The sequence below is a fragment of the Microbacterium sp. 13-71-7 genome (assembly GCF_002257455.1).
GTDB lineage: Bacteria > Actinomycetota > Actinomycetes > Actinomycetales > Microbacteriaceae > Microbacterium.
Window position 1 is genome coordinate 1 of record NZ_NCKN01000109.1, and the last position, 13486, is coordinate 13486.

The window sequence follows — 13486 nt, forward strand, 5'->3', positions numbered from 1 at the left end:
CCGCGGACGGTGAAGCCGACCCTGGTTCCGAGCGGTGATCCGTCGAGCTGCGCGAGCCGGCGTGCGGCCGCGCGGGCGGCGACGCGGCGCGGCTGGGTGACGATCACGCGACCCGGGCTGCGGGAGGCGAGCAGGGGAGGGACCAGAGTGGTCTTTCCGGTGCCGGGCGGGGCGCTGATGACGGCCGCGGTCCCAGCATCGAGCGCCGCCGTGACCTCGTCCAGGGCCGCGGCGAAGGACAGCGATGCACCGATCGCACGTAGGTCGAAGGGCGCGGAGGTCATCCGTCCAGTCTGCCGCGAAACGCGAACGGCGCTCTGATCCCGAGGGATCAGAGCGCCGTTCGTCGAGCGGGGCTACTCGGCGGACTCGTCTTCCTTCGCGGCGCGGGTGGCGGGCGCGGTCGCCCGCACCGCGGCGCCGCCTGCGTGCACGGCCGAGTGGTGCGCCTCGGACTGGGCGAGGCCCGCGCCGAGGCCACGGCCGATCGCCTGACCCTGGAGGATGCCCGCGAGGTCGAGCCCGGTCGCGGCGTGCACGCTGTCGAAGACGCTGCGCAGAGCCTTGGCGCTGTCGCCGCCGACGACGCTCGAGGCGCCGTCCTCGCCGGATCCGCCGATGATCGACACGCTCCCGATCGCGGAGTAGCCCTTGGCGAACTCGGCCATGATCGACGGCAGCACCTCGAGCACGCGCTGCGAGAGGAACGCCTCCTGGTTGGACGCGATGGCCTTCGCCTCGGCCTCGACGGCGGCGGCCTTCGCCTCGCCCTCGGCGCGGATCGCGTCGGCCTCGGCCGTGGCGCGCACGCGGCGGGCCTCCGCCTGCGCATCGGCCTGCGCGCGCAGCGAGGTGGCCTCACCGGTGGCCTTGGCGATCGCGGCGGCCGCCTCGCCGTCGGCGCGGGCCTTGTCGGACTGCGCCTGCTGCTCGGCGATGCGGGTGGACGCCTCGGCCTGCTTGACCTGCTCGATCGCGGCGGCCTCGGCGGCGCGCTCGCGCGTGTAGAGCTCGGCCTGGGCGCGGGTCTCCGCCTCGTAGCGCTGGGCGTCGGCGACGCGCTTGACGTCGGCGTCGAGCTGGGCCTGCTTGTTCTCGGCCTGCTGCTGGAGGACCGCCTGCTCGGCCTGCGCGCGGGCGAGCTGCTCCGCCTGCTCCGCCTCGGCCCGCGCCCGGCCGACCCCGGCGGCGGCATTGGCGGTGTTGGTGTCGAGAGCGGTCTGCTCGACGAGGTTCGCCTCCTGGTTGGAGATGAGCTTCTGATTGATCGCGCGGTCGGCGTTCGTCTGTGCGATCTCCGCGGCCTGGCGCTTCGCCTGGATCTCCGGCGCGCCCAGCGACTGGATGTAGCCGACCTTGTCGGTGATGCCCTTGATCTGGAATGAGTCGAGGATCAGGCCCTGCTCGGCGAGCTCCTGCGAGACGTCGGCGGCGATCTGATCGGAGAACTTCTTGCGCTCCCGCATGAGCTCGACGACCGAGAGGGTCGCGACGATGCCGCGGAGGGCGCCCTCGAGCTGCTCGGTGGTGAACTGCTCGATCGCCTTGTCCTGCGAGGCGAAGCGCTCGGCGGCGCGGCGCACGAAGAGGGGGTCGGATCCGATCTTCACGATCGCGACGCCGTCGACGTTCAGCGTGACGCTGTCGAGCGACTGCGCCTCGGCGTTCAGGAGCACCTGGCGCGAGCGCAGCGAGATGATCTCGTGGCGCTGCGTGATCGGGTTGACGAGCGACTTGCCGTTCACGATGACGGTCACGGGGGACTCGGACATCTCGGAGCTCGTGGAGCCGTCCGGCAGGAGGGTCGCGCGCTGCACCTTCTGCTTGCGGCCGGAGATCACGAGCGCCTCGTCGGCGCGGGCGACCTTGATCCAGCTGCGCGCGAGCAGCAGCACGACCAGCAGGATGATGACGACGCCGACGATCGCGGCCCCGATGATGATGAGCAACCCGATGAGGGCGGCGGGGTCCATATGCACTCCTGTGTTCTCCGGTCGCGCCCGATGAGGGCGTCACGAACGACTATGCCAGAACCTATGAACCAGCCGTGAGGGATGTGGATAGGTTTCTGTGGACTGACCAGGCTGCCCTCAGGCCGCGAGATCGAACCGCGCTCTCCCGCCGAGACGAGGCGTTCGCGCAGGATCGACGTGCGGGGGCGGGATGAACCACACCCTGCTGTGTCGCCCCTTGCCCTCGATCCGGATCCCCCAGTCGTTGTCGTGGATGCGATGGTGACAGCTCTCGCAGAGCAGTATGCCGTTCTCGAGGTCCGTCGGCCCCGCATCGCGTTTCCACCAGCGGATGTGATGCGCCCGGGTCATCGACGGCGGCAGGCCGCACATCGCGCACCCGCCGTCGCGCTCGGCGAGGGCCAGACGCTGCGCCGCGGTGAAGAACCGCAGCCGTCGGCCGTAGTCGAGGATCTCTCGGTCGGTGCCGAGGACGCATGGGATGACACCGCCGCTCGCCGCGAGCTGCCGAGTGGCGGCGATGCTGAGGGGGAGGTCGGATCCGTCGATCGTTGCAAATCCGGTGCCGTCGGTGAGGTCCTTCAGATCGACGCGCACGACCACGGTTGCGCCGGCCAGCGCGGGCGCCTCGTTCTCGCAGCCGAGGGCGTGCGCGCAGATCGCGCTGAGCGCCTCGGCGCGCAGCGCCGCGACCGAACGATGGTCTGCATCGGGGGCCTCCGGAGCGAGCTGGTTCTTCTGCGCGGCGAACAGCGCCGACACGTACCCGTTCACCGCGGCGACGATGGGCGCGCCGTGAGCGGCGTCGAAGTCGCCGTCGAGGTGGATCCGCCCGTCGCGCTCGTAGATCGACAGCGACTGGCGGTCGCGCTGCTCCTGCTCCCTCGGGGCGACCCCGTCCGGATCCAGCCATGCCTCCGCCCGGGTGACCAGCCGCCGCACGTCGTCGTGGGACAGGCCGGCGGCCTTGTCCACGAGCAGTCGCTCTGCCTCCGCGGTCCGCGCGGCGCCGATCTTGCAGCGCACCCGCTCGAGCAGGGCGAGGATCACGGCGAACGCCTGCGCGCTCAGCGCCCCCGAGGCGAGCGCCTGCTGCGCGGCCGGGTACTTCGCGGGCACGCGGTCGCCGACCAGGTTCGTGCGAGGCGCCGTGGCCTCGCCGACCTTGACCAGCCGCGAGGCGTCGCCCGTGGTCGCGCCGGTCGTGGTGGCGATCAGTTGCGCGGCATTGCGGAATCCCTGCTCCTTCGCCAGCGAGTCCGCGCCCAACTCGGTGCGGGACTCGTGCGCCACGCAGGCGGCGACCTCGGCGAGCATCGCCCCGGACCGTCGGTGCAGCAGACCGAGCGCCTCCGTCACCGCCATGAGCTGCGTGCGGGAGAGGTAACCTGCCTCGCGCGCGCCGTTCCACACCTCATCGAGACGCGTCAGCGCCTCGTGCAGTGGGTCGAGATGTCCGGTCATGCCTTGATTTTACGCGAACGATCAGCGACATTCGAAGCTATCTACGAAATCTGTGGAGAACTTTCTGAGGGCGCTGCCCGTGGAGGGCGGGGCCGCATTCCGGCGGATCAGCGCGCGCGGAGCTTCTCCGTCAGAGCGGTCAGAGTGCGCAGCTCCTCGTCATCCAGCGCCGACATCCGCTCGGCGATCGAGCGGCCGTGCGCGGTGGCGAGCTGACGGAACGCGCGTGTTCCCGCCTCGGTCGCGTGCACGAGGGATCCGCGTCCATCCTCAGGATCCGGGCACTTCTCGAGCAGCCCGCGCGCGACCATGCGGTCGACCAGGCGCGAGACGCTGGGCTGGCTGATCAGCATGTTCGCCGTGACCTCGCGCAGGCGGGCGGTGTGCGACGCGCAGCGGGTGACGGTGAGCAGCACGTCGTACTCCGCAGCCGAGAGATCGGCGCCGTCGAAGTCGGTCGACATCTCGGTGAAGATCTCGTGCTGGGCGCGGAAGAGGGTCTCCCAGGCCGCCAAGGCCAGCTTCCGATCACTCATCGCATCAGAATATCCGCCCGGGCGGACATGAGGCTGCGCGCAGTAAAGGCCGGTCGGAGAGGCTCCCGACCGGCCTTTGTCCCTTGCACCAAGAGTGTCCTGCAATCACATGCGGTGAGAGCCACAGCAAAACTTTCACCGTGCCATCACTGTATAACGGCGGGGTAACGAATGCAACGATCAGGTCACGGTCTGGGCGGATTCATAAGGTCGCGTCGCGCCTCATCGGACCTGTGGCAGTGGTTCACGAGTTGCTGGGCTTCCGGTCGACGAGGTACTGCTCGAGGATCGCCGCGATCGCGGCGGAGGACTCGTCGGGTATGGCGAGGGTGTTCCCCTCGAAGTGAGGTGATTGAGCTTCACCAGCTCTGCCCACCCTTCTCGTCGGCGAAGAGAAGTGTCCTCGAGAGAAGTGCTCAATGGATCTCGGAGACGTGGCCAAGACTCTTCTGGCGCAGGCTCCGGTTGATGGCCAACTGGCCGATCCCGGTGCCGAGCATGAGCATGGCGCATACGAACCAGAATGTGGCGTAGCCGTTCCCTAGAAGCTGCCCCATCGCGGGTGGGCCGACGGTCAGGGCGATGCCCCACGTGACCCCGTACGCCGCGAAGTACGGCGCCTTGCCGCCTTCCGGAGCGATGGAGGCGACGACGGCGTAGGAGTATCCCAGGAGCAGTGCGTCGCCGATTGCCATGACGATGGTTGCGATGACGTATCCCGTCATCGTCATCTGAAGGCCGGCGATCGTCAGGCCCAGGGCGAGGAGCGCGTAACCGGTCGCGAGCCGCGCCCCGATGCTGGTGGTGCGGCGGAGCGCCGGTTGTCCACAGACGATGAGCAGGGCACTGAGCGCCTGGAGCAGCCCCGCGTCCGAGGCGGGGCGTCCGGCAGCGGTAAGAGCGAGGGGCATTGCCATCGGAACGAGCATGTAGACGGTTGCGAACGTCGTTCCGGTGGCCATCAACAACAGGAGGCGACGGTCCTTCCACGGTGATGCAATTGTCGCGCCGGCGTGGATCTGGGCAGGTCGCGGAGTTGCGGGGAGCCACGCCGCAATGACCGCGAAGCAGATGATCGCGGCCACTGCGTCGGCGGCGAACAACCAGGGGAGACCGGCGCGACCTACGGCCGCCGCGACGAGGCCCGCGCAGAGGCCCGCGGCGGCAAGGGCGGCACCCAGCAGTCCGTATGCGCGAGGCTGCGACTCGGGCGGAGTGACGTCCGCGATGCGTCCTTGGCTCGCCGGTTCGTAGATCTCAAAACACAACCCGAGTAGAACGGCGCCGACGAGAGCGACCATCAGATCGGGTGCGAGGGCGATAAGGAGCTGCGCGGCGGCAGTCCCGGCGACTCCGATCAGCACTGCGGGCTTCGTGCCGACCCGAGTGGTGAGAAGGCCGCCGAGGAGGCGGGAGGGGATCGTCGCCAGTCCGAATGCTCCGACCACCGCTCCAGCCAGGTAGATCGGCGCGCCGTGGTCGTGGACGAGCAACGCCGCAAGGAAGGGCATCGAGAACGCCCCCAGCGTCCGCACGAAACGCGCCATGAGCAGGACTCGCACTGCACGAGGAAGTGGTTCGCCTCGCGCTGGGCGCCACCTGGCTAAAGTCCGTTTGACAGTCACATCGGTTACCGTATCCCGCTGTATTAGACTGGTCAAATGCGTTTTGACAGTCACGTTGCGGATCTGCTGCATGTGTCGACCGAACTGGTCAATCTGCTGACCAGCGAAGAGGTGGCCGGACGCACCTGGTCGCCGCCTGAAGGTGCTGATCGACGACGCGCGCTCGGCGTCGTGCTTATTCGTGACGGGCGAGAGCCTGAGGTCACGACGCGAGATGCGCAGACGCTGGAGCGCTTCGCCGCGGATGCTCGTCAGGTCTTTGCGGCAGTCGACGGAGAAGACTTTGATGAGGCCGGAACAAGGGTCAACGGACTCCTCACGTGGTGTCGGCCCAAGCCGCAGTTGGACCGTTTCGACGGCGGCGAATGGCACCTGCATTTTCACGCGACCCCAGACGATCTGGGTGCGGGGCGCGACCTGGCCATGGGGTGGGTCGCAGGCTGCGCCGCGGCGATGGCAATGGCCATCGGCAGCACTCAGGCGGGCAGGTTGGGGATCTGCGCCGCACCGCGGTGCGACCGCGTTTACGTGGATCACTCCAAGAACGGCACACGCAGGTTCTGCAGCACCCCGTGTCAGAACAGGGTGAAGAACGCGAATCACCGACGGGAAAGGAATGCGAGCCGGGGTTAGCCCACGGGCGGACGAGGGGTGCCCCCGCGAAGTCGACCCCGGTGTGCGCCGAGCTCTGGCTGCGCGTATCGCATGAGAGACGCATTCTCGGCAACCTCGCGTCGGTGCGCTACTCCCGTCCCCATCCGCGCCGGAGGCCGGCGACGATCGTCCTGAGCGCGTCGGCCGGGGCCTCTGCCCGCGCGGCGATGTCGGGGCTCTCCAGGATGAAGCGCGCGAGCGCCCGGAGGGTTATGCCGTTGTCTTGCGGCCTCTCCTCGGCCAGTAGATCGGTCAGGACGTCCTCGCAGTCCGTCCATTTCGTGCGGACGTACGCCCGCAGCTGCGGCGTCGAGAAGATGAGGTGGAGGAGCCGCACGGCGTCCGGATCGTCGGTCCCGAACGGCAGCCGGTCCGCCATGAACGCCTCGACCGCGCTCAGCACGTCGACCCCGGCGTCGCGGTCGCGGATGGCGCGGGTCAGCGCCTCGGCGCGATCCTCGTCCTGCTCGAAGACCAGGGCGACCTTGCCCTCGGGGTAATAGGTGAAGAGCGTCGTCAGAGCGACGTTCGCACCATCGGCGATCTCCGCGACCGTGACGTTGTCGAATCCGCGCTCCAGGAAGAGTCGCACGGCCTCTTGATTCAGAGCCCGGCGCGTGAGTGCCCGCTTGCGTTCGCGGAGTCCGGTTCCTGACGCCATGCGACGAGTATACGACTTCGCGGATCCATCCCATGTATGTAGCGACTCTGAATACGTAGTCACTACAGTTTTGTGCTACCGTCGTCCCTGTGAGGGGACGCTCTGGCGTCCGCCCGTGGGGACGACTCCGTTTCGCGCCCCCCTATCTCCGAGTCGTCCCTGTCAGCGCACCCCATGGCGTGCGCTCGTGGGGACGACTCGGAGGCGGGGCGGGGCGGGCGGGCTCAGCCGACGTCGCGACCAAGAAGACCAAGAAGACCAAGAAGCCGACGAAGACCAAGAAGACCAAGGAAGCAGGCCAGGAGATCATGAACGAGACAGCGATCGTCAACGCGCGAGTCTTCGACGGGGAGCGGGTGCTCGACGACACCACCGTGGTGCTCGACGGAAGCCACATCCTTCGCGTCGGCGGACCGATCCCGGCGGGAGCCGCCGTCGTCGATGCCGCCGGGGCGACGCTGCTGCCGGGGCTCATCGACGCGCATGTCCACACCTCCGTCGAGGGCCTCGAGCTGGCGCTCGCCTTCGGCGTGACGACGGAGCTCGAGATGCAGGGCATGTTCACCCGCGACAGACGGGGCCACGTCACGGAGAACGACCGCATGGCCGACGTCCGCTCCGCGGGTTTCGGGATCACGCCTCCCGGCGGTCACCCCAGCGAGCTGATGGGCGGCGGCGACGATGACCACGATGAGGCGCCCTGGGAGGACGGGGATGCGGCCGAGGACGCCGCGTTCTGGGCCGATGTGGTGATGCCGTTCTCGACCACTCCCGCCGAGGCAGTCGCCTTCATCCCGCGGCTCGCGGAATCAGGATCCGACTACATCAAGTTCATGATCGACGACGGCACCGTCGAGGGCGCGCCGGGTCTCCCCGTGCTGGACGACGCGACGATCTCCGCGGGCGTCGCCGAGGCCCACCGCCTCGGCCTGCTGACCGTCGCGCACACCCTCACTGTGGATGCGACCGCATCGGCGGTCGCCGCCGGGATCGACGGCCTCGTCCACCTCTTCATGGACCAGCCGCACACGGCCGGCATCGTCGACGCCGTCGCGGCGTCCGGCGCCTTCGTCGTGCCGTGCGTGGTGCTGAACGCGTCGATGATGGGCATCCCCGCGACGGCCCTCGCCGCCGACCCGCGCGTCGCCGCCCGACTGGACGACGCCTGGATGGCGACGCTCCGGAGTAGCTACGACCGGTACCCGCAGGGCAGCCTCGACGACGTCCTCGCGTCGGTCAAGGCGCTCCATGACGCCGGCGTCGACCTCCTGGTCGGAACGGACGTGTCCTTCCCCCTCCCGACGCTCGGCGGAATGGCGCACGGCGCCAGCGTGCACCACGAGCTCCAGCTCCTGGTCACCGCGGGGCTGACCCCTCTCGAAGCGCTCCGCGCGGCCACGTCCGTCCCGGCACGCCGGTTCGCCCTGACCGACCGGGGCCTGATCCGGGAGGGACTGCGCGCGGATCTTCTCCTGGTCGACGGCGACCCGACGCAGCGGATCTCCGACACGCTCAACGTGCGGCAGGTGTGGCGACGCGGCGCGCCTCTCCTCCCCGGTGCGTCTCGCTCCGACGCGTAGCGGATTCGCCGGAGGAGCGGAGAGGGCGCGAGGCGGGGCCGGGACAGCTCTCCGTCGCTCTACGACTGAGGCACGACGACGGGCCCGTCGGCACCCGCGATGAGGCGCAGGCGGGGGGTCTTCTCGCCCGCGGCGATCCGCGTCCGAATGCGGCTCTCCCGCGGCGCCAGCGCGCACGTCGTCATGTCGCTGTAGGCGCAGGGGAGATTGCTGGATCGCGTGAAGTCGATCATCGCGGTCTCGCCGTCCGCGACGGGACCGATGACGACGTCCCGGCCCCAGACGGTCGTCTCGCGACCTGAGGTGGCGTCCGTGAACGGAAGGCGCCAGCCGGTGCCGGACACGCTCTCGAAGACGGCGAGCTCGTACGCGCGCCCGTCGACGGTGAAGCGCAGGGTGCCGGGGGAGGTCAGGCGATGAAGGAAGTCGCCCACGGCGGCCTCGACCTCGATCACGCGCGGATCCGCGTGGAACACCGCCGGAACGACCCACCCCTCCTTCGGGGGGAACGTCGGCGTGCCCCGGAACCCCTCCAGGAACGGGCTCGGCCGCAACCGGGTCCGCAGCACTACGTGGCCGCCCAGGCCGGCGAATTCGGCCTCGCCCCCGGCGAAGTCGAGGATGCCGTCTCCGCCCGGGTCGATGCGGGTCTCTCCGGCGAGGTCGACGCCCGCGTAACGGGCATGCTCCTCGGGATCGAGGGAGACGATCGCGGATCCGCGGATCGCGCGGAACGACCCGGGCACCCTCGGCACGCGCTGCGGGCGCGCACCGAGCCAGTGCAGTCCCGTGTAGGCGAGCGGTCCGTGCGGATCGCGCCGGCGCTCATCGAGATCCTCGTGCCACAGCTGCCATTCCTGGGCGAAGAGATAGGAGGCGAGGCTCTCCGAGGCGAGCTCGTCGAGCGGCGGCTCGGGAGACATCGACGCGGAGGCGAGCCCTGAGAACGTGTCGTCCGTGAGCTCCGAATACCATTCACCGGTCACCGTGACCCCTCCCGCGATCGTCTGCTGTGCTCTCCTCACCGTGACGCTAGATCGCGGTCGCGCCCTCGGCGCCGGATGTCGTCACCCGACGTCATCGCGCGCAACAGTTCTGCACCTGGCGACACAGAGGCGTCGCGACCATCGGACGGAGGCAGGCTGGGCGCCACGGAGCCGGCATGCGCCGCGCACCGTCACATCGTCTCGAGCAGAAGCAGGGATCCGACATGGCGACTCAGCAGATCGAACGGCCGAAGAGCGCGGAAGGCCGCCGGCAGGAGAGCGGCGTCCTCGACCGAGGGGAGGCCCTCTCCGCGGAGGAGTTCAAGCGGGCGTTCCGGGAGCACCCCGCGGGCGTCGCCCTGGTCACGGCGGATGCCGGCGCAGGGCCGGTCGCGCTGACCGCCACCAGCGTGTCCTCGGTCAGCGCCGAGCCTCCTCTCCTGGTGTTCTCGATCTCCGATCAGTCATCGGCATCGACCACGATCAACGGCGCGGACACCGTGATCGTCCATCTGCTGTCCTCCGCGCAGCTCGGCCTGGCGAAGCTGGGCGCCACAAGCGGCATCGACCGCTTCGCCGATCGCGCCAGCTGGAGCCGCCTCGACACGGGGGAGCCCTACTTCCCCGCGGCGCGCACCTGGATCCGCGGGCGCGTCCTGAACCGCCTGCGGGCCGGCACGTCCACCGTGGTGATCGTGCAGGCGCTCCACGCCGAACTCCCCGAGCCGGCGGAGACCGCGGCCGAAGCGACGCCCTTGGTCTACGTCGGCCGCACCTGGCATGCGCTGGGGGAGCCGTCGCGGATCGAGTGACGACGGCCGTTCAGGTTCCGCAGTAGGTGAGGTGTCCGGGGGATCCGGCGGGCGCGGGCCGGGCGAAGCGACGGTTCTGATGTCCGGCGCGCTCGGTGAACGGGGCGCGGAGCAGGCCGAGCAGGTGCGTGAACGGCGCGACGTCGCCGTCGACGGCCGCGGCGAGCGCCTCGTCGACGAGGTGGTTGCGCGGGATGTAGACGGGGTTGGTCCTGCGGAGCAGGTCGGGATCGGGGCCGAGGGCGAGCCAGCGGTGCAGCCACCCGTCGAGCTCCGGGACGGGACCGAGGAAGCGGCTGCGGAGCGGCCGCTGATCGCCGTCCGCGGCCGCGGCGAGATCCCGCCAGAATCCGGTGAAATCGACCGCGCGCGCGGCGAGGATCGCGAGTGCCGCATCGGTCAGGGCGTCGACCTCGGCCTCGTCGACGCCCTGACCGAGACCGAGCTTCCGACGGAACGCACGGGAGCGATGAGCCTCGTACCGGCGGTCGAAGGAAGCGGTGATCTCCGCGGCGGTCCGCGAGGCGGCCGCAGGATCGCCGTCCAGCAGCGGTGCGATCGCCTCGGCCAGGCGTTCCAGATTCCACCGCATGATGGTCGGCTGCCTGTCATAGGCGTAACGGCCGAACTCGTCGATCGAGCTGAAGGAGGCGCCGGGCTCGTACGCGTCCAGGAAGGCGCAGGGCCCGTAGTCGATGGTCTCGGCGGAGACGAGGACGTTGTCGGTGCTGAGCACTCCATGGACGAGCCCCGTGCGCATCCAGTCCGCGGTCAGCGCAGCCGTCGCCTCCACGATCTCCGCGAGCAGGGCGCGATAGGGGTGCTCCGCGCGTGAGGCCTGCGGGTGGAGCCGCACGATGACATGCTCCGCGAGGCGCCGGAGCAGGCCCGGATCGGCTTGCGTGCGGGCGTACTCGAACGAACCGAAACGCACATGGCTCAGGGCGGTGCGGGCGAGCACCGCACCGGGCAGCGTCTGGCCGTCCCGTTCCCGAGGGGCTCCGGTGCTCACGACCGCGAGCGCCCGCGTCGTGGGGACGGCGAGCGCGTGCATCGCCTCGCCCATGAGGTACTCGCGGAGCATCGGCCCGATCGTGGCGAAGCCGTCGACGCGGGACATCGAGGTCGGGCCGATGCCCTTGAGGTGCACGTCCCGCAGCCGGCCGTGCCGGTCGCGTCGCTCCCCGAGGAGGGCGGCCCGGCCGTCGCCGAGGATCGGCCGGAACTCGCCCCATTGGTGACCCGCGTAGACCTGGGCGACGGGGGCCGCTCCTGCGGCCGCATTCTCCCCGGTGAGGAAGCGCACGCCCTCGTCCGACCGCAGCCAGCCGGGATCCAGGTCGAGGTCTTCGGCGATCCGCTCGTTCAGCACGATCAGCCGCGGATCCGGCGTGCGGGCCGGCGAGGCGCGGCGGGAGAGCTCCGGCAGGAGCTCCGCCCACGTCCGCTCGAGGACCGGGCGACGCGCGGCGTCGGAGGCGATCGGATGCGTCATGCGACGAGTCTCCGCCCGGGCCGCAGGAGGCCGCGCGGGAGCGAAACCCGGCGACATGCGGCGGAACATTCCGTCGTCGAAGACGCCGTGAGACGCCCGATGACGGCGTGCGTCGGACGCCTCGCGCACCCCGATTAGCGTGAGGCGCGCCGTGCCCTCGCGCGGCCTGGACTCCGAGGAGAGCACGTGTCGGACTACTTCGATCGCACCGCAGACAAGACCTTCACCCGCGTCTACAAGCGCGAGACGCCCGACATCCTCGCCGCGTTCGCCGCCTTCGACCAGGCGGTCTTCGCCGCGGAGGGGCGCGTCATCCCGCTGAAGTTCCGCGAGCTGATCGCTCTGGCGGTGGGGATCACGACGCAGTGCGCGTACTGCATCGACGGGCACGCGCAGAACGCGGTGCGCGCGGGCGCCACGGAGGCGGAGCTCGCCGAAACAGCCTGGGTCGCGACCGCCATCCGCGCAGGAGGCGGGTACGCGCACGGCAGACTCGCCTTCAAGCTCGCCGGCGACGCGCGCGTCGAGCACGAGCACTGAGGCCGGCGGTGACGATCCCGACCCCGGTCGAGGCTGAGGCCCTCGACCTCATCCGCGACCTCATCCGCATCGACAGCGTCAACACCGGCGACGAAGCCACCATCGGCGACGGCGAGGCCCGGGCGGCGCTCTTCGTGAAGCAGAAGCTCGAGGAGGTCGGCTATCGGGTCGACCTCGTCGAGCCGCGTCCCGGCCGTGCGAGCGTCGTCGCGCGGCTGGCCGGAGCGGATCCGGACGCCGGGGCGCTGGTGGTGCACGCGCACCTCGATGTGGTGCCGGTGGTGGAGGCGGACTGGACCCATCCGCCGTTCGGCGCGGAGATCCACGACGGCATCCTCTACGGTCGCGGGGCCGTGGACATGAAGAACTACGCCGGGACGATCCTCGCCCTCGCCCGGTCGTACCGCAGAGCGGGCGTCGTGCCCCGGCGCGATCTCATCTTCGCGTTCTTCGCGGACGAGGAGGCAGGCGGCGTGTGGGGAGCACGGTGGATCGTGCGCCACCGGCCGGAGCTCTTCTCCGGCGCCACGGAGGCGATCAGCGAGGTCGGCGGGTTCTCCATCCCGCTCACCGACGAACGGCGGGCGTACCTGGTGGCCACGGCCGAGAAGGGCGTCACCTGGGCCACCCTCACGGCGCGCGGACACGCCGCCCACGGATCCCGCCCGACGTCGGACAACGCGGTGGTCCGTCTGTCGCGTGCCGTTGCGGCCGTGGGGGCGCACCGCTTCCCCGTCGTGGCGACCCCCGGGCTGAAACGGTTCCTGGAGGTGTTCGGTGAGCACCGCGGGATCCGCTTCACGGATGACGGTCTCGACCGGGAGCTCGCCGGGCTCGGATTCGTCTCCTCGATCGTGACGGCCTCCGCGCGCAACACGATCTCGCCGACGGTGCTCAGCGCCGGCGGCAAGACCAACGTGATCCCCGCCGAGGCCACGGCGCGTCTGGACATCCGCGCGCTGCCGGGAGCGGATGCCGCTCTGCAGCAGGAGCTGGCCGACCTCGTCGGCGGGGACGTGGACCTCTCCTGGGGGCGTCCGGTGCCCGCGATCGAGTCGCCGATCGACTCCCCGCTGCTGGAGGTGCTCCAAGACGCGATCGCGACGGAGGATCCCGACGGTCTCGTCGTCCCGTACCTGCTGCCGGCGAGCACCGACAAC

Annotated in this window: 12 protein-coding genes and 1 pseudogene; 5 read left to right on the top strand and 8 right to left on the bottom strand. The window is 70.2% G+C overall.

Annotated elements, in window-relative coordinates; translation table 11 throughout:
* The 5 genes and pseudogenes from B7X32_RS11665 to B7X32_RS11685 all read right to left on the bottom strand — a co-directional run.
* Positions 1-284 (bottom strand): annotated as a pseudogene (locus B7X32_RS11665) (ATP-dependent helicase HrpB); the annotation flags it as partial.
* A gap of 72 nt (positions 285-356) precedes the next feature.
* A complete protein-coding gene (locus tag B7X32_RS11670; RefSeq protein WP_292719692.1) occupies positions 357-1973 on the bottom strand; it encodes an SPFH domain-containing protein in 1617 nt (538 codons plus the stop codon).
* 117 nt (positions 1974-2090) lie between these two features.
* Positions 2091-3437: an HNH endonuclease signature motif containing protein gene (locus B7X32_RS11675; RefSeq protein ID WP_292719694.1), complete on the bottom strand. Its 1347-nt coding sequence runs from the start codon at positions 3435-3437 to the stop codon at positions 2091-2093.
* 107 nt (positions 3438-3544) lie between these two features.
* A complete protein-coding gene (locus B7X32_RS11680) occupies positions 3545-3973 on the bottom strand; it encodes a MarR family transcriptional regulator (protein WP_292719696.1) in 429 nt (142 codons plus the stop codon).
* A gap of 416 nt (positions 3974-4389) precedes the next feature.
* Positions 4390-5520, bottom strand: coding sequence for an MFS transporter (locus tag B7X32_RS11685; protein ID WP_292719698.1), 1131 nt, complete (start codon positions 5518-5520; stop codon positions 4390-4392).
* A gap of 114 nt (positions 5521-5634) precedes the next feature.
* On the opposite strand from B7X32_RS11685, the gene B7X32_RS11690 reads away from it, so the two are divergent.
* Positions 5635-6231 (top strand): CGNR zinc finger domain-containing protein, encoded by a 597-nt coding sequence (locus B7X32_RS11690; protein ID WP_292719700.1) that lies wholly within the window; start codon positions 5635-5637, stop codon positions 6229-6231.
* A gap of 109 nt (positions 6232-6340) precedes the next feature.
* On the opposite strand, the gene B7X32_RS11695 is transcribed toward B7X32_RS11690, so the two are convergent.
* On the bottom strand, positions 6341-6913 hold the full coding sequence (locus B7X32_RS11695; RefSeq protein WP_292719702.1) for a TetR/AcrR family transcriptional regulator: 573 nt from the start codon (positions 6911-6913) through the stop codon (positions 6341-6343).
* A gap of 179 nt (positions 6914-7092) precedes the next feature.
* Here B7X32_RS11695 and B7X32_RS11700 point away from each other — a divergent pair, with 179 nt between their 5' ends.
* Positions 7093-8493, top strand: coding sequence for an amidohydrolase family protein (locus tag B7X32_RS11700; protein ID WP_292719704.1), 1401 nt, complete (start codon positions 7093-7095; stop codon positions 8491-8493).
* 59 nt (positions 8494-8552) lie between these two features.
* On the opposite strand, the gene B7X32_RS11705 is transcribed toward B7X32_RS11700, so the two are convergent.
* Positions 8553-9479 carry a DUF1684 domain-containing protein gene (locus B7X32_RS11705; protein ID WP_292719706.1) on the bottom strand — a complete coding sequence of 309 codons (927 nt, stop codon included), beginning with the start codon at positions 9477-9479 and terminating at the stop codon, positions 8553-8555.
* A 224-nt stretch (positions 9480-9703) separates the two neighbouring features.
* Here B7X32_RS11705 and B7X32_RS11710 point away from each other — a divergent pair, with 224 nt between their 5' ends.
* A complete protein-coding gene (locus B7X32_RS11710) occupies positions 9704-10291 on the top strand; it encodes a flavin reductase family protein (protein WP_292719708.1) in 588 nt (195 codons plus the stop codon).
* A 10-nt stretch (positions 10292-10301) separates the two neighbouring features.
* Here the strand turns inward: B7X32_RS11710 and B7X32_RS11715 are convergent, their stop codons facing one another.
* Positions 10302-11786, bottom strand: a complete 1485-nt coding sequence (locus B7X32_RS11715) for a protein adenylyltransferase SelO family protein (protein ID WP_292719710.1) — start codon at positions 11784-11786, stop codon at positions 10302-10304.
* Positions 11787-11972: 186 nt separating this feature from the next.
* On the opposite strand from B7X32_RS11715, the gene B7X32_RS11720 reads away from it, so the two are divergent.
* Entirely contained in the window at positions 11973-12326 is a 354-nt protein-coding gene (locus B7X32_RS11720; RefSeq protein ID WP_292719712.1) for a carboxymuconolactone decarboxylase family protein, read from the top strand.
* Between the two features lie 8 nt (positions 12327-12334).
* Positions 12335-13486 (top strand): M20/M25/M40 family metallo-hydrolase (locus tag B7X32_RS11725; protein WP_292719714.1); only part of this gene is annotated, 1152 nt, incomplete at its 3' end.